Genomic DNA, 14,771 nt, shown 5'->3' on the forward strand with positions numbered 1-14,771 from the left:
GCCCAGCGCGCCTGCCGCACTACTCCACCAAGCCCTCCAGCCCCACGACGCACACGCACAGCACCCCGCTGCCCTCAGCGCCGAGGACGACCTTGTACGCCTCGCCGCAGCCGACCCGCCCCACGAGATCTTCACCCGGCTCTGCTGGAGCGGCCACCACACCCCCGCCGCCCTCACCCGCGCAGCCCGGGCCTGGACCGACGGAGGCCCCGACGCCCTGAAGATCCTCGACACCCCATGGGAACCCGGCCCCACCCGCCTGCACGCGGCCCGCCAGGACATCAGGAACTGGCCAGGCGAAAAGGCCCCCACACTGCACATCGGGACGACGAACTGGACCACCGTGGCCGGACACGACGCCCAGCTGCGCCTGAGCACCGGCGGACACCTCTGGTACCCCTACCGCAGGAAGCACGGCATCTGGTGGCCGGCCGGATTCCCGCACCACGACATCACCACCGTCCTGAACGACCTGCTCGAAACGGACAACACGTAGCTCCCGCACAGCCGACCGGGCGGTACCGGGGCCGGAGCTCTGGTGTCCACCGCCGTGCGCTGCCCCGGGAACGTCGTGCATGGCCCCGCCGACCGCATCCGGCCCTCCGCACCGGCCGCCGATTCCGTACGGAAGATGGGCGACGGCCCCCGTTCCGGACCGGAGAGGTCAGGGGCGTCACCGAAGGTGCCGCTACGGCGCACACCACCACCACAAAGATGAGGGTAAAATGCCCTATTCATCCACCACTGCCCGGGAGCTGTCCTGACGAGCGAGACCGACCGCCACGCCGAGGAATATGCCGCCGATATGCGCAACGCACGGATCATCGACGCCAACCTCGCGCGCCTGTGCACCCATGACCCGGACGCACGGCACGCGTTCGGCGATGTGACCTTCACCGCGGCACTCATCGACCGACGGCTGAACCAGAGGCTCGGCACCGCACTGGAGAACTACGCCAAGGCCAAGTACGCCGAAGGCCGGATGGACCAGTACGGAGACCTCTTCCGCGGGACCGACGACTTCGACCCGGCGGAATGGGACACCAGCGCTGAGGTATGACACGACGCGGACCCCGGGTCCCGGACACCTTGTTCTAGCTGGCTGCCCGCCTCGGGGAAGCCGTTGGCCCGGGGTGAGGCGGGACCGCTTGTGACGCGGCGGGCACGTCCGGCGTCACGAGCACGCGGCGCCGAACGCCACCACGACGTCGCCCTGGCCGACGACACCGGCACCCAGCTGGCCAAGCGGCGCATCACCGACGACGCGGCCGGCTACCGGGTGCTGCTGGAGCTGCTCGCCGAACACGGCGACACCGCCGAGAACTCGATACCAGTCGCGATCGAGACTAGCCACGGCCTGCTGGTCGCCGCTCTGCGCACCGGCACGCGCCGGATCTACGCGGTTAACCCGCTCTCCGCCGCCCGCTACCGCGACCGGCACAGCGGCAGCCGTAAGAAATCCGGCCCCGGCGACGCCATCGTCCTGGCGAACATCATGCGAACCGACATGGCTGCCCACCAGCCTCACCCACCCTGCCTGGGAACTGTCCGAATCGGTCTGCCACGAGACTGCCGCCGAAGTGCCCACCCACCTGCTGGCCGCTCGCGGTGGCACCTCAGGCATCGTTAACACTGCCCGCGACCACCTCGCCGACCGCTCATACCGCCCGGACCGGCAGGCCATCACGATCACCGCCGAGACCGAAGCCGACGGCACCCTGCGCGTCACCGCCCAGGTGGAATGCAGCGACCCGGACTGGTGTTTCTCCGCCGGAGTCCGCAGCCAGCGCCAGGTACTGACCGCCTTGCTGGAGAGCACCAGCGAGTTCGTGAAGGAGAAGGCCACCGAGGCGCTCAACCTCAGGAAGGCATCCGACCACCGCCCGGCCGCACGGGCCGACCATCAGGAGTCGATCGGCCGAGCGCTCCGGGACCTGATCGACGCGCTGGAGCCCTACGCCGCCGAGCGCACCGCCTGCTCCGGCGGACGACCTGCCGCCGGAGCAGGCGGTGCACATCCCAGCCGAAAAGCACTGAACGACCGGCCGGTGTCCGGCAGGGGCGGCCGTGACCGGCCGGCGGAGCTGTTCCGTCCTGACCGGCATCGGCCCCCATCCCGGCTGGCCGGCCATCAGGTGATTCAGATCGGCCACCCCGCGGGCGTACGACCGCTGAAGCCCCGAGGCGGTGATCGGGAGCCCCGGCGCGCCCGGATGCGTCGCCCACAACGCCGTCCACGCCCCCTCCAGCGGTAGTACCTCCACAATCGACTCCCGGACCCCCAGCGGACTCATGACTCACCGGTCTCGGGCGCGGCGGGAACGCAGCCGCACTCCTGCGGCCCGCACGCGGACTCATGGTCCCGGCCCCAGACCACCCCTCGGGGAGACGGCCTCCTGCGGTTCGCCGCGATGCCGGCGGCGAGGACAGGGTTCCCGGGAAGCGTGCGTGCTGGAAGACCGCCGCCGTGACGGACACGCCGGGGGATTGGTCGAATCCTGTGGGCGGGCGGAGTCACGGTGAGGGGTTTGCACCCTGGATGATCTGCCAGCCATGAGCTTTGTTTCCTGGGGCGAGGAGAGACGTTCCTGCTCTGCGGAGGGTCACGAGGCCGGTGTGGGAGGGGTCGAGTTCGTCGACCGGACGCCCGTAGAAGAGGATCTCCGCCAGCTCCAGGTCGATCGGGACTGAGGTGGGTCGGATGCGGTGGAAGCGCGCCCCGAGGCGGACCGGCCCTCGGATGCAACGCACGACAACGGCTGCCCTGTCCTCGCAGGTGCCCCGGATCTCGTCGATCTGGAGTTCTGCGTCGATCCGCGAGTGGCCGGGAGTTGTCGTCACGCCATCATGATCCCAGAACGTTCACGGAAACTCCGGGGCCGGGACGGGACCGGCGGCGACATGCTCGGGCCGGAGGTCGGCGCCGTCGACACCACCGCCACGCGGACGACGGCCGGGTCCCTGCCCGGCGGTTGGACCCTGGAACCGGCCGCCGGAGGGGGAGCGGACATCGAGGTCGCCGTCGGGGAACCGGACGTCACCCCGGCCTCGGTTCAGGAGGGCTTTGATCCCGGTGAAGTCCGCGCCCACCGGGACGAAGGACACCGCACCATGAGGGCGCGCGGAGCGGCCCGGAGATCCTCGTCGCCCTCCCCGGAAGCTCAGGCGTTCGTCCGTCGCCGACTCCCGTACCTGTACGAGCGTGGTGCCCGTGGCGCCGCAACTGCCCTGGGCGGCCCTACGGCGCTCCCAGGAGGCCGCTCGGCCGGCGTACCGGTTCTACGTCCCACCGCCAGTCCGGATGATCGCCGTCCACGGTGATCCGGCTGCCGAACAGCCTGCCGTCGTGCGCGATGAGCGTCTCGTCGCTGGCAGGATCGCGGCATCGCCCTGGCCGTGCCTTCTCCCGGCGCACCGGTACCTCCGCCCGGTGAGACTGCCCCAAGGGGCAGCGCGGATGTCTGCACGCGGCACCATTGGACGCTGCGGGGACCGCGGGGGCCCGGGGGAAGCTTGTTATCAGGAAGGCCGTATCCGCCCATCCCTGCCGTTATGTCCGCGTCGGGCCTTGTGACGATCTGTGAGCACAGTGTCCCCTGCCGCCATGCGTCCACAGCCCTGACGGCGCGCATGAGCCGCAGGCCGCTTTGCATTCGAACGAGCGCGAGTGTGCCTCCCCCTGCATGCCGATCCGACCTGCTCCGGTGCCGCTCCTCAGCCGTCGTCCGGTGGCCGCGCCGAGGGAAAGGCCGTACGTCGCCGTCCCCCGGCCGCTGCCCGCTGTCGCCGGGGAGTTGGCGGAGATCACTCTCTACAGCTTGCCTGTTCGGGAACCGCAGAATGCCAGCCAGCCGGCGGCGCGACCGGCGGACGGCCGATGGAGACGAGGTGCCATGCCCGAGTGGTCCCTGCCCCAGCCGCAGGCGGGCTCCCGCGATGGGCCGGTGGCGAGGTCGGCTGTTCGGCGGGAGTCCGGCGCCGGGGAATCCATCGATGAAAGGGAGTCCGTGAAGACCATGGTCGTGCATGTGCAGTGCCCCGACATCTTCGTCCGCGCGGGGGCGGTGGCAGTCCTCAGCCGGTTTCCTCAGATCCGGGCGTCGGCCGGTACCGATGCGGAGACGGTCCCCGATGTGCATCTGGTGGTCGCCGAGCGCTTCGACCGTCTGGTCGAGATGCTGCTGGAGGATCTCGCGCGACGGGGCCCGATCCCGGTCGCGCTGGCGCTGAGCCATATCGAGGGTGTGAGTGTCACCCTCGCGCTGCGGCTGGGTGTCCGGGCCATGCTGATGCGCCCCGATCTCGCCCCCGAGCGGCTTGTCGCGGCACTCACCGCGGCGAGCCGCGGGGACGGGTCGCTACCGGTCGAACTGCTCACCCGCCTCAGAAGCGAACTTGCCACGGACGGCGGCGGGCGCGGCGAGGAACTGGGCATCCTCCCCGGGCGCGAGCGCGAGGTGCTCATGCTGGCGGCGGAGGGCTACTCCACCGTGGTCATCGCCCGGAAGCTCGGATACTCCGAGCGGACGATCAAGGCTGAATTCCGGTCGATCGTCCAGCGGTTGAAGCTGCGCAACCGCACCCACTCGGTGGCTTACGCCATACGCAACGGATACATCTGACAGCGGTGGTACGCCTGACGCGTTGGGTACGCCTGACGCCGTGGGTGCCGTGGGTGCCGTGGGTGCCGTGGGTGCCGTGGGCGCGGTGGATGCGGTGGCGGATGCGTGGGGACCGGTTTCCGCCGGGATCCGTGGGGAGCGCGGAGTCCTGAGCCGCCTCATACGACGGTGACCTGGCAGGAGGTCAGCAGTACCAGGGCGCGCTCCCGCACCGTGATCCGCGAAGAGACGACGTCGGAACCGGTGGACGTGCCCGTGGCCGGGTCGGTCGGCTCACCGGTGATCCCGACGACCTCGGCGACCTCGGGCACATCGGAGACGACCCGGAAGAGATCGGACAGCACCACCGGCGTCCCGGCGGGCCGGCCTGTTCCCTCCGGCCCGCCGGTCAGCGGGTGCAGAGAGCCGGCCACGGCCGCCTCCACCGCCGCCCGGACCGTGTCCGGGTCCGCCGTGGGCTGGGCACGGACCGTGGTGGTGATCGCCACCCCCTGGTAGGGCGGGGGGCCCGGATGGATCACGACGCCCGGCGGGGCCAGTGCCTCGATCCGTTCGGCCAGGGCCGAGAGCAGCTCGTCCGAGAGACTGAGCGCGGCATAGGTGAGCGGTGCGTCCGCCGACAGCGCGGGCACGACATCGATGTACACCGTGTTCGCGACCGTGAGAGGGACCGGTTGCCGTACCGCGGGAGTGCCGTCCTCGCCGCCCGACGCGTCGCGGAGCTGTGCGGTGACAGCGGTGCTGGACGACATCGGGGCCGGGAGCGTGAGGGGCCTGTCCGAGAGGTTGCCGCCGGCGCCCAGCGTCGTGGTGTACGCGGTGAGCTTGACCGTGCTCCCGGCGGCCGGCAGCGCCCCGTGCCTGTCCGAGGTGCCTCCCGCTTCGGGGCTGAACGCGACCTGCTGCGCCGGCACATCGACGACCACGGCCCGCTGATCGGGGCCGCTGTCGGTGAAGGAGCCGACGGCGGGCCACGGTGTGAAGTCCGTCCCGGTCCCGACCAGCACGCTCGGCGGGGTGCCGACCACGGGGCTCTTGAAGGGGAAGATCTGGTCCGCCGCTGTCGTCGTGGTGCCCAGCGTCAGTGCGGAGTCGGCGGCGGGCCCGATCTGGGTGGCGCCCACGGTGACGGTCGTGGGCGAAACCAGTGCGGACGCCGGGCAGATCAGGGGCTTCCCGCCCGTGATGATCGCGTGGATCTCGGAGACGGGGGCCGAGGTCTTCTGGTCGGTGATGAACCGCAGCTGTCCCGCCGGCGCGCCGGCTGCCGGAGTCAGCGTAGTACCGCCGATGGGCCCCGTGCCCCACAAGGTTCCCTTGGGCATCTTCCAGGCATTCCCGTCGGTGCCGAGCAGTTCGATCACCAGACCGGAGAGCGGCGGGAGGCTCTGAGAACAGGTCAGAGTGAAGGAATCGCAGACGTCCCCGGGGGCAGCGGGCCCCGGAGCCGACCATGGCCCCACTCCCTTGGTTCCCGCGACAGTGGCGGGACGGGCGAACACGGGTGCCTCGTCCAGCCGGAACGGCACTCCTGAGTCCTTTGTGGTCATGAGAGACCCGGCCGGCAGATCCGGGAGGTCGGCGAAGCGCGTCGTGGCCGCCAGGGTCAGTTCGATCTGTGCGGTCGCGGACTGCGCGGGCACCGGCGGGGACTGATAGCGCGCGGGCCGCAGATAGGGGGAGATCGGCTTGTCGTGCACGGTCACCGTCACCTCGGCCCGGGCGATGCCCTCGTCCCGTACCGCCTCCCGCTCGACATCGGCCCGGGTGATCACCCGATCGGGGAACTCCAGTGCCAGCGGAGCGTGCGACGCGGTCGGCAGGGCGGTGACCGGGGCGTCGAGGTTCCGCACCGTACCGGGAAACGGGAGCCCCGTGGGCAGTTGGCGGATGGTGCCCGGACCGGGCACCGGGGTGGAGGGACCGCCGCCGGTCCGGTACTCCACGATGGACAGTGCCGCCCCGGAGGGAGGGATCGCGCCGTACTGCCGGGGCGTGCCGTCGACCGTGACGCTCGGCCCGAACACCACGGCGCCGCCCGCCGCGTCGATGGCGAAATGCCGGTCGGCCGCGGTGGAGTCGGCGAACGAGGTCACCTGCGTCCAGGCGAGAGCCGGTGCCCCGGGGCCCTGGCTGAGCACCATATGCGCTCCGGCGTCGGGACCGCCGGTGATCGGCCGGGCGGTCGGAAAGCGCTGGCCCGGTGTGCCGGTGCCGGTGCCGAGGGCCTCGTCGTACACCCGGACGCCCTGGTCGGCGCGGACCACGGCACCGATCCCGCTGACGTGGGCGCTCGCCAGCCAGGACCCGGCCCCCGGGGCTGCCTGGCGCATCCCCAGGCAGGTGTCGGCATGGGTGACACCTGCCTGTGTCCTCATCTCCCTGGCGACGCCCGCCGACGGCAGCGCCAGGGTGAAGACCTGGCGCCCGGGTCCGGGAGCCGTGACGCCGACGATCCGGCAGGCACACCACGCGTCGCCCGTCCAGAGCTCCCAGTCGAGCGACGGCGCCGCGACCTCCCACGTCAGCTCGACGCGCAGGAGCTGCCGGCCGGTGAGCGGTGGCAGTCCGAGGACGATACGGGGTCCGCCGGCATCCCACCCCGTTTCCAGGACGGAGCCGAGGAAGATGTGCGACGCCGACGTCGCGTAGAAGGTGAAGGGCGTCTCGGTGCTGCCGGGTCCCAGGAGCTGCACCAGCGACGCGGGTTGCGGGGCCGCGTCCTCGGCGGTCGTGAAGATCACCCGGTTCGCCACGCCCGCCGCCTGGGTGGAGACCTGGGTGCCGGCCGGCACCATCAGGGCCGTGGTCACCGGGTCGGTGGTCTCGAACGCCAGATCCACGGTCGGTGCCGGGTCGGGTGCCGTGTACGGGGTGAGCTGTCCGGCGCAGTAGACGCGCAGCAGATCGGGGAGTTCGTTGATCTGTCCGGCCAATCGCGCGGCCATCTCCGCGCAGACGGTCAGCAGTGCGGCGCCCGGGTCGCCATCCAGGTCGGTCCATCCCGGCAGCTCGGTGCGGAGAACGTGGCTACCCAGGGCACGCAGCGCGACGGGGTCGACACTCACGAGCTGCGGTTGCGGCTGTTCGGTCATGACTTCGACGACTCCACGATGACGGTGTACGGGACGTACACGGGAACGGCGGCCTCGGCCAGCTGCTGGAGGATGCCCAGTTGTACGGAATCGGTACCGGAGGGCGCTGTCACGACAACCCGGAAGGAGTCCCCCAGCGGTGGCAGGTCCGCGTCCGCGGCATTCGCGCTGATGACGTCTCCCGGGTCGCTGACCGTGACGGTCGTTCCGGTGACGGCCTTGAGCCAGGAGGCCAGGCCGGTGGCCGTCCCCCGGCCGAGGTAGGCGGTGGGGCCCGCCGCCAGCGCCTTGCGGCGCAGGTCCTCCGACCACGCGGGGTCGACGGAGACCGCGGTGACCCACTCCAGCCAGCGGAGGACCCCGGAGGGGGCGGAGCCGGGGGCGAAGCACTGCCCGACCGTGTCCAGTCCGTCGATCAGCGGACGGAGGATCGCGTCGAGCGCGGGTACGAACGCGTCCGACACCGGGGTGCCCCGGTAGAGGACGGGGATCTGCCCGGCGACGGAGGGAGTGGTGGCCGGTCCGGTCATGCGCCGCCGCCTCCGTCCTCGTGCTGCGGTGTGGGGTCCTTGGACGGGCCCGGTGACGTGTCGGCCGCCGGCTCAAGGGTCAGCGCCGCGATCTCCTGCGGTTGGAGGGGCACCCGTACCCCGAACCCCGTGGGTGCCGTCCGGCTCACCAGGACGTCGGTGACGGAGGCCGCCCAGGGCTTGTCGTGGAACGTCCCCAGCAGCTCGTCCCCGTGGACCGCGCGGCCCAGCGGCCAGTTGGCTCCGCCGAGTTCGGCCAGACGGGCGGACGCGCCTGCCCGTACGGTCTCTTGTTGGGCGGTGTCCGTGATGGTGAGCCGTACCGTCACGGACACCGGCTCGGCGGGCGCGAGAACCACCCGGTAGCCGAGCGGTTTCAGCTCCCGCACGCGGTCGGCGGCCGTTGTCCAGAAGTCCTTCGGCGCGTTCTCCGCGGGCACGAGGGTGATCCGCATGCCCAGCTCATCGGATACCTGACGGCACAGCACCTGCTGCACGCCTTCCAGCGCGCGCAGCCGCTGGGTGAAGTCGGCGAGGGTCACCGCACAGCGCGGCAGACCGGCGGTGAGGAACAGACCGGCCCGCAGCCGCCCGGCGATCCCGTCCACGGAACCGGAACCTGAATCGAGACCTGAATCGGAATCTGAATCGGAATCTGAATCGGAATCGGAATCTGAATCGGAGCCGGAACCGGCGCCGGGCGCGGGGATTCCCAGCAGCGCCGGCACCTCCGCGATACCCTCCGCGCCGACCACACCACAGCGGTAGGAGAGCTGGTCCACCAGCGAGGCGAACGCCTCGACCAGGGTGATACCGGGATCGGACACATTGTGGTCGGTCCAGGTCGGCGCCAGCTCGGGCAGCCGCTGTTTGGCGGCGTCCACCAGGTCCTGGAAGAAGAGACCGTCGGGGTTCGGGGACGACGACTGGGTCATGATCCGCTCCCGGTGCCGCCGCCGGGCGAGCCCGGCTGGGGGATGGTGTAGAAGGGGACCACCAGGTTCCGGGGATCGCTGGTGTCCAGGATCAGATAGCCGACGTTCAGCGACACCAGCCCGGGGGATGCCGGGTCGGCCGTGACCGAGACATCGCCGACGGACACCCGTGGCTCCCAGCGTCCGAGAGCCTGCCGCACACTCTCGGCCACCTGGCCCGCCACATTGGCGTCGACCGGTGCGAAGACCAGCGAGCGCAGGTCACAGCCGAAGTCGGGACGCATCGAGCGCTCCCCGGGGCTGGTCGACAGAATGATCATTATGGCTTGTTCGATCTCCTCGGCCCCGGAGACCAGGCAGACGCCCCCCGCGTCCGCCCGGACCGGATGGCTCCAGCCCGCTCCGATGATGTCGGTCATCTGCACACCGTCCCTGTGGATGGCGGACGCGGATCGACCGCGCCCGGTCGCCGCGGGCTCCCGGCCCGCCGCTCACGCCTGGTTGATGTCGACACTCGCTCCGGCCAGTGTGATCCCGGCCGCGCCGACGACGATTTTCGTGGCACCGTTCGTGAGGGAGACTCCGGACGAGTCGAGGACGAGTTCCGCGACACCGCTCTTGAGGGAGACCTTGCTGTCCGAGACCGCGATCTCCGATGCCCCGACCTTGCAGGACACACCCGACTGGGGGTCCACCGCGGCGTTGTACTCCCCGGCCTTCACGGTGACCGCGCCGTCCTTGGCCACCTCGACCGTGGTGCTCCCCGCGGTGAGCCGGACCAGCGCGTCGTGCCGGTCGACGGCGACGGCGAGGGTGCCCTCCTTGTCGCTGATGACCACCCCGGCGGCCTCCTCCCCGTCCAGGAGGTCGATACCGTCGCCCGCCCGGTTCTCCCAGGTCGCCAGGACACCCGCCCGTCCCTCGGAGTCGAGGAACGGCTTCTGGGCCCGTACCGGCGGCTGCTTGGGGTTGTACAGCCGCCCCACGACGAAAGGCCGGTCCAGCCGCCCGCTCTCGAAGCCCACGAGGACCTCGTCGCCGACGGCGGGCAGCACGACCCCGCCGTGTGCCGCCACCCGCACCCAGTCGGTGGTGTAGTCGTCGGAGAGCCACGGCAGCGTGAGTCTGACCCAGCCCACCGCTTCGGCGGCCGGTTCCCGGACCGTGGCGATCACCGCGACGGCCAGCCCGGGAACCACCGGGGCGACGCCCTGGCCGAGAGGCCGGCTCCACGCCCCCACGGGCCGACTGTTGAGCAGCACCCGGGAGGTGAAGCCGCCCTCGGGCGCGTAGACATGGGTCACGTCCGTGGCGGTGTACTTGCCCTCCAGCGGGGCGCCCACCCCGGACAGGGTGACCGGCGCACCCGCCACCAGGTTCGGGGCACCCGTCACTTCCGCCTCCAGCTCTGCGAAGGCGGTTGCGATGTCCGTGGCGGTGGCCCGGGCGTGGGCGTCGACACCGGCCTGTGTCGGATGCCAGGTGGCGGGCACGGTGATCCGGCCCGCGCCGAACAGCTCCGCCGCCTCCGCCGGGGTCACACCGGTCTGGACGGAGGCGGCTTCGGTGACCAGTACGGGGGCGACCAGCGGCTCCTGCGCCGTGGGGTCCCAGCCGCGCACATCCACGCCCGCCGCCAGCCCCGTGGACTCGGCCGCCACCCGCAGGGAACGGAGATTGCGCCCGTACGCCAGCACTCCGGGCGGGAGGTCGGCACGGGGACCGGGTGCCACGGGGGCCTCGGAGGCCGGTTTCAAGCCGCTGAACGCGAGCGCGCCGTCGTGGACGGTGACCACCGTGCCCCGCTCCGATGCCAGGATCTGGAGGAACTCCCAGTCACTGACATCGGGTTGGCACAGATGGGTGAACTCCTCGTCGCCGCCGGAGATCGCCCCCGCCGTGAGGCCGGCCCGCTCCGCGAGCAGGCTGACGACAGCGCCCAGGGTGGTGTCCTCATGCGCCGCGATCCGCCGCCCGCGCATCATCCGATGGCCCCGGTCCATCGCCTGGACCACGGTGAACGAGCCCGTACGATCGCTCTGATGCTCAAAACCGGTCACCTCGCCGCTGAACACCCTGACCGGCCGGGCGGCCCCGCTGCTCACCACGGCGACCGTGACCGGCACCCCGATGGCGACGGCCAGCTCGACGAGCAGCCGGCGGCGCGGATCCCGGAACCGCAGCCCGGCCCGGGCGGGCAGACCCAGCGTGGTCGTGATCTCCACCCGGCCCAGCGCCTGCTGCCATGCGCCGGGCAACGGGCCCTGGAGGTCGACGAGCATCGAGGCGCTGTTCGTACGGTCAGGCATCGCCCACCCCCGGGGCGGGCGGCGCCTCGGCGTCGAGACGGGGAATGATCAGCTGGGTGCCCGGCGCGAGACGCGTCGGATCGAGCACCTCGTTCGCCGCCGCGATGGTCCGCCACAGGGTGGGATCGCCGTACGACAGCCAGGCGAGGTACTGCAGATCCTCGCCGTCCACCAGCGTATGGCTGAGCAGCGCGTCCGGTGTTCCCGAGGTCGGATTCTGCTGCGGAGGGCTGCCGCCGATCTCCTCCATCGCCAGCGAGCAGACTGCGCGCAGCGGAGCGCCGTCCGGGGAGAAGAGCGTGTACTCGATGTCCACCGAGGTGATGAACGCCAGAAAGGCGAAGGTACGGGAGTGCCCCCATTCGAGCCGTACGCACGGCGGGCTCGGCTTGCTCGCGGCGGCGCTCGCGTCCGTGGGACGGCAACACGCCAGCAACTGCGCGACCTCCGTCTCCACATGCCCGTCGAGGCTGTCGGTGGCGTCGAGGAAGACCTCCAGGCTCACCTCGGCGGGACGCGGCCCCAGGAACTCGGGGGTCGCCACGGACGCCGCGTACTTCTCCTCGGTGCGCGCCCACGCGGCGCTCTTGCGCAGCCGTACGCGATCGGGGTTGAACTGCAGAGGGATACGCCCCAGAGGGGTTCCGCAGCTCATCCGTGGTGTGCTCGGCGGCTCGAACAGCGCCAGCGAGGCATGGACCAGGCCGCCGCCCAGCAGCTCGGCGATCATGGTGCCGTCACCTCCAGAAAGCCCTCGTGGCTGAGTTCCAGGGTCTCCACCGCGGGCTGGGAGTGGCCGACGTCGAACGCCGGCCCGTTCCAGCGGCACGGCAGGACCCCGGTCAGCCCCCACACCAGGATCGGGGTGCGGTCCGGGGCCAGCGCCGTGATGGCGGCGCTGCTGCGCACGACGCGTACGGTCTGGCTCTCCAGCCACACCCAGATCAGCGCGCTGGCACGGGACAACGGCCGCGTCAGCACGATGTTCGGATAGCCGATCCGGCTCGGGAACCGCCGTGCGTGCCCGTTGACCCCGCCCTCGTGCCGGGTCTCCGTCTCGATCTCGCAGCCCAGGCCGGAGCAGCCGCTGAAGTCGCCGAGGCTCAGCCCGCCGATACTGACGTGGAACATGCTGGTGGTCGCGAAGGGGTCGAGTGCCACGGTCACCTCCAGACGGGCTGCTGAGGAACCCGGTTGGCTGTCTGGGTGTCGAAGGGGAAGAGCAGACCGGAGTCGTCGGGGCGGACGGGCTCGCGCACGGTCGCCCGGCGCAGCGCCGGGAGCAGTGCGTCGACCAGCGTGGCCAGATGACGGTCGATCAGCTCACGGGCCAGCTCCTCGTTCCGCCGCCGGGTCTCGTGCCGGGTCTCGTGCCGCGACTCGTGCCGCGACTCGTTCCGGGTCTCGGGCCGGGCCGGGGAGCGGAGGGGGCCGTGGTCCGGTGCCCGGGGATCGGCGGCGGTCCGTGCCGCCGTCAGCGGCTTCGGGAGCTGCGGCGGGGCCGGGCGGCTGTGGTCCGGCTGCTCTGTGGGCGGGGTGGGTCGGGTGTGGCGCACCACGGGGAGCGCCGGGTCGGGGAGCGCGCGTCCTCGCGGGGCGGGTGTGCCGGGTGCCGCCAGGTTCGGTGGGAACGGGGGAGGGGGGCCGGGCGTCTCGGGTGGCCGCCGGCCATGGGGTGGTGCGGGTGCCGTCGGCGGATACGCCACCGGGGTCCGGTTCCGCCCGGGCGGCGGCGCGATCGGGGCGACCGGGTACTCGCCGTCGCGGGTGCGTGGTCGTGGCGGCGCGGGCGCCGGGCCGGAGGGAGGTGCGCCGAAGGGGCGCGGGCTCATGGGCCGCTGGTCGACGGGGGCCGGGACGGACGCCCTCGCGGGGAGCGGGCGGCCCACCACCGGCATCGACGGCCGGCCGGCCGGACTTCCGCGCTCGTCGGCCGCCGTCCGGGCTGGTTGGGGGGTGGGTGGTGCGGTACGGGCTGGTTGGGGGGTGGGTGGTGCGGTACGGGCTGGTTGGGGGGTGGGTGGTGCGGTACGGGCTGGTTGGGGGACGGGTGGTGCCGTGCGGGCTGGCTGAGGGGCGGGCGGTACCGTACGGGCCACCCGGGTGCCCGGTGGCGCCGGCTGATGCCCCCGTTCCCCGAGCGGTCCCGGGTGGGGCTCGGACCCCGCTCCCTCGGGGCCGCCCCGCCGTTCCTGCGGCCTCTGCGGCCTCTGCGACCCCTGCCACCGGAGGGGCCCGCTCCGCCCCACCGGGGTGTCGGCCGAGGGCCACCCCGGAGCCGGTTGGCGCGGGGGACGGGTTGCCTCCGGTCCCCGAGGAGAGGCCGGCCCCGGGGTACCGTCCCCGTTCCGTCCCCATCCGGGGCCGTGGACCAGCGTCAGCGGGCCCGGAGAGCCGGGCAGCCGGCTCTCCCGTGCCGCGTGGGTGCGGGCGGACAGTCTGGTGGGCAGCACCCGGACGCGGACGTGCCGCGCGGCCGCGGCCGTCGACAGCGGCCGCCAGGCCGTGAGCCGCCGGTGGAACAGCCCGGAGCGGACGAGCAACGGAGGCACCCCCATCCGGCACCCGGCCCCCGCCGCCGGCTCCACCGCCTCGGGGGGCTCACCATCCCCGGTCATCGTGTCCCTTCTCCCCGCTCTCGCCGTTGATCCGTTCGTTCAACCGGGCTATCTCCCGCACGAAGCGCGCTCGCTGCGCGTGCTCCAGGTCCAGGACATCCGCCAGCCGCCAGTGGAAGTGGTAGCTGATGTACGCGATCTCCTCATAGACCCGGTCGGGCGGGCAGGTCAGGATTCCCCCAGGCGCTCACCGCCGACGGCCACCTCGAACGGCATGCCGCAACCGGGACAGGCGACCTGACGCGGCTGGGAGCGCACCCCGTTCACCTCGTGGTAGAAGTCCTGCAGATACGCGAGATCCTCGGCGAACAGCCCCTCGATGTGGTCGGGCCGCACCTCGGACAGCGTTCCCAGCCGGGTGATCACCAGACTGAGCAGGACGATCCCCAGATACGCGGGGTTCTCCCGCACCCGCTGGTCGATCAGCGGCGCCAGTTCGTCCCGGGCGGTGGCGAGGCGCATCGTCCCGGAGGTGTGCACACCGCCGTCCCGGGCGTGGTACCCCACCGGCAGGGTGAAGTCGAATTCGGTACGGATGGCCTGAGCGCGCCCCGTGGGGGCGCCCTCCGTTCCAGCGAGCATGATTCAGCCACTCCTCAAGGTCGGGGCCGGGGCGGCGGGACGCGGACGCCGAGGCCCGTGCCGGCCGGACAGGGGTGTGC

The 14,771-nt window shown here is 72.0% G+C and carries 16 protein-coding genes and 1 pseudogene; 5 read left to right on the forward strand and 12 right to left on the reverse strand.

The annotated features are described in order from the left end of the window. Positions 1-19: 19 nt before the first annotated feature. Positions 20-157 (reverse strand): hypothetical protein, encoded by a 138-nt coding sequence (locus SYYSPA8_RS13305; protein ID WP_323447306.1) that lies wholly within the window; start codon positions 155-157, stop codon positions 20-22. Positions 158-343: 186 nt separating this feature from the next. Here SYYSPA8_RS13305 and SYYSPA8_RS13310 point away from each other — a divergent pair, with 186 nt between their 5' ends. The 4 genes and pseudogenes from SYYSPA8_RS13310 to SYYSPA8_RS13325 all read left to right on the forward strand — a co-directional run bounded on the left by SYYSPA8_RS13310 (position 344) and on the right by SYYSPA8_RS13325 (position 2,255). Continuing rightward, on the forward strand, positions 344-496 hold the full coding sequence (locus tag SYYSPA8_RS13310; RefSeq protein WP_323447307.1) for a hypothetical protein: 153 nt from the start codon (positions 344-346) through the stop codon (positions 494-496). Positions 497-805: 309 nt separating this feature from the next. Continuing rightward, on the forward strand, positions 806-1,060 hold the full coding sequence (locus tag SYYSPA8_RS13315; RefSeq protein ID WP_323447308.1) for a hypothetical protein: 255 nt from the start codon (positions 806-808) through the stop codon (positions 1,058-1,060). A 90-nt stretch (positions 1,061-1,150) separates the two neighbouring features. Next, positions 1,151-1,531, forward strand: a pseudogene (locus SYYSPA8_RS13320) (IS110 family transposase); the annotation flags it as partial. A gap of 49 nt (positions 1,532-1,580) precedes the next feature. Further along, entirely contained in the window at positions 1,581-2,255 is a 675-nt protein-coding gene (locus SYYSPA8_RS13325; protein WP_323447309.1) for a hypothetical protein, read from the forward strand. A gap of 259 nt (positions 2,256-2,514) precedes the next feature. Here the strand turns inward: SYYSPA8_RS13325 and SYYSPA8_RS13330 are convergent, their stop codons facing one another. Further along, entirely contained in the window at positions 2,515-2,841 is a 327-nt protein-coding gene (locus SYYSPA8_RS13330) for a hypothetical protein (RefSeq protein ID WP_323447310.1), read from the reverse strand. 1,175 nt (positions 2,842-4,016) lie between these two features. On the opposite strand from SYYSPA8_RS13330, the gene SYYSPA8_RS13335 reads away from it, so the two are divergent. Then, entirely contained in the window at positions 4,017-4,622 is a 606-nt protein-coding gene (locus tag SYYSPA8_RS13335; RefSeq protein ID WP_323447402.1) for a response regulator transcription factor, read from the forward strand. A gap of 158 nt (positions 4,623-4,780) precedes the next feature. Here SYYSPA8_RS13335 and SYYSPA8_RS13340 read toward each other — a convergent pair whose 3' ends face one another. From SYYSPA8_RS13340 to SYYSPA8_RS13385, 10 genes are all read right to left on the reverse strand, one after another. Then, on the reverse strand, positions 4,781-7,717 hold the full coding sequence (locus tag SYYSPA8_RS13340; RefSeq protein WP_323447311.1) for a baseplate J/gp47 family protein: 2,937 nt from the start codon (positions 7,715-7,717) through the stop codon (positions 4,781-4,783). Continuing rightward, positions 7,714-8,247, reverse strand: coding sequence for a phage tail protein (locus tag SYYSPA8_RS13345; protein WP_323447312.1), 534 nt, complete (start codon positions 8,245-8,247; stop codon positions 7,714-7,716). The genes SYYSPA8_RS13340 and SYYSPA8_RS13345 overlap by 4 nt, the downstream gene beginning before the upstream one ends. Continuing rightward, complete coding sequence (locus SYYSPA8_RS13350) at positions 8,244-9,182, reverse strand: hypothetical protein (RefSeq protein ID WP_323447407.1); 939 nt, start codon at positions 9,180-9,182, stop codon at positions 8,244-8,246. The genes SYYSPA8_RS13345 and SYYSPA8_RS13350 overlap by 4 nt, the downstream gene beginning before the upstream one ends. Next, positions 9,179-9,601: a GPW/gp25 family protein gene (locus SYYSPA8_RS13355; RefSeq protein WP_323447313.1), complete on the reverse strand. Its 423-nt coding sequence runs from the start codon at positions 9,599-9,601 to the stop codon at positions 9,179-9,181. The genes SYYSPA8_RS13350 and SYYSPA8_RS13355 overlap by 4 nt, the downstream gene beginning before the upstream one ends. 72 nt (positions 9,602-9,673) lie before the next feature. Beyond that, on the reverse strand, positions 9,674-11,491 hold the full coding sequence (locus tag SYYSPA8_RS13360; protein ID WP_323447314.1) for a VgrG-related protein: 1,818 nt from the start codon (positions 11,489-11,491) through the stop codon (positions 9,674-9,676). Then, positions 11,484-12,221 (reverse strand): CIS tube protein, encoded by a 738-nt coding sequence (locus SYYSPA8_RS13365; protein ID WP_323447315.1) that lies wholly within the window; start codon positions 12,219-12,221, stop codon positions 11,484-11,486. Before SYYSPA8_RS13365 ends, SYYSPA8_RS13360 begins: the two co-directional genes overlap by 8 nt. Then, positions 12,218-12,652: a phage tail protein gene (locus SYYSPA8_RS13370; RefSeq protein ID WP_323447316.1), complete on the reverse strand. Its 435-nt coding sequence runs from the start codon at positions 12,650-12,652 to the stop codon at positions 12,218-12,220. Before SYYSPA8_RS13370 ends, SYYSPA8_RS13365 begins: the two co-directional genes overlap by 4 nt. Positions 12,653-12,654: 2 nt before the next feature. Next, positions 12,655-13,047: a hypothetical protein gene (locus SYYSPA8_RS13375; protein WP_323447317.1), complete on the reverse strand. Its 393-nt coding sequence runs from the start codon at positions 13,045-13,047 to the stop codon at positions 12,655-12,657. A 1,045-nt stretch (positions 13,048-14,092) separates the two neighbouring features. After that, positions 14,093-14,281, reverse strand: a complete 189-nt coding sequence (locus SYYSPA8_RS13380; protein WP_323447403.1) for a DUF6760 family protein — start codon at positions 14,279-14,281, stop codon at positions 14,093-14,095. Then, a complete protein-coding gene (locus SYYSPA8_RS13385) occupies positions 14,278-14,691 on the reverse strand; it encodes a hypothetical protein (RefSeq protein WP_323447318.1) in 414 nt (137 codons plus the stop codon). Before SYYSPA8_RS13385 ends, SYYSPA8_RS13380 begins: the two co-directional genes overlap by 4 nt. Positions 14,692-14,771 lie beyond the last annotated feature (80 nt).

This window comes from Streptomyces yaizuensis, assembly GCF_034961445.1.
Taxonomy (GTDB): domain Bacteria; phylum Actinomycetota; class Actinomycetes; order Streptomycetales; family Streptomycetaceae; genus Streptomyces; species Streptomyces yaizuensis.

Excerpts from the sequence above, each read along its gene's own strand:
- SYYSPA8_RS13350 (WP_323447407.1), bottom strand. The coding sequence starts at position 9,182 with ATGACCCAGTCGTCGTCCCCGAACCCCGACGGTCTCTTCTTCCAGGAC.
- SYYSPA8_RS13385 (WP_323447318.1), bottom strand. The coding sequence starts at position 14,691 with ATGCTCGCTGGAACGGAGGGCGCCCCCACGGGGCGCGCTCAGGCCATC.
- SYYSPA8_RS13360 (WP_323447314.1), bottom strand. The coding sequence starts at position 11,491 with ATGCCTGACCGTACGAACAGCGCCTCGATGCTCGTCGACCTCCAGGGC.
- SYYSPA8_RS13315 (WP_323447308.1), top strand. The coding sequence starts at position 806 with ATGCGCAACGCACGGATCATCGACGCCAACCTCGCGCGCCTGTGCACC.
- SYYSPA8_RS13345 (WP_323447312.1), bottom strand. The coding sequence starts at position 8,247 with ATGACCGGACCGGCCACCACTCCCTCCGTCGCCGGGCAGATCCCCGTC.
- SYYSPA8_RS13340 (WP_323447311.1), bottom strand. The coding sequence starts at position 7,717 with ATGACCGAACAGCCGCAACCGCAGCTCGTGAGTGTCGACCCCGTCGCG.
- SYYSPA8_RS13355 (WP_323447313.1), bottom strand. The coding sequence starts at position 9,601 with ATGACCGACATCATCGGAGCGGGCTGGAGCCATCCGGTCCGGGCGGAC.
- SYYSPA8_RS13365 (WP_323447315.1), bottom strand. The coding sequence starts at position 12,221 with ATGATCGCCGAGCTGCTGGGCGGCGGCCTGGTCCATGCCTCGCTGGCG.
- SYYSPA8_RS13335 (WP_323447402.1), top strand. The coding sequence starts at position 4,017 with ATGGTCGTGCATGTGCAGTGCCCCGACATCTTCGTCCGCGCGGGGGCG.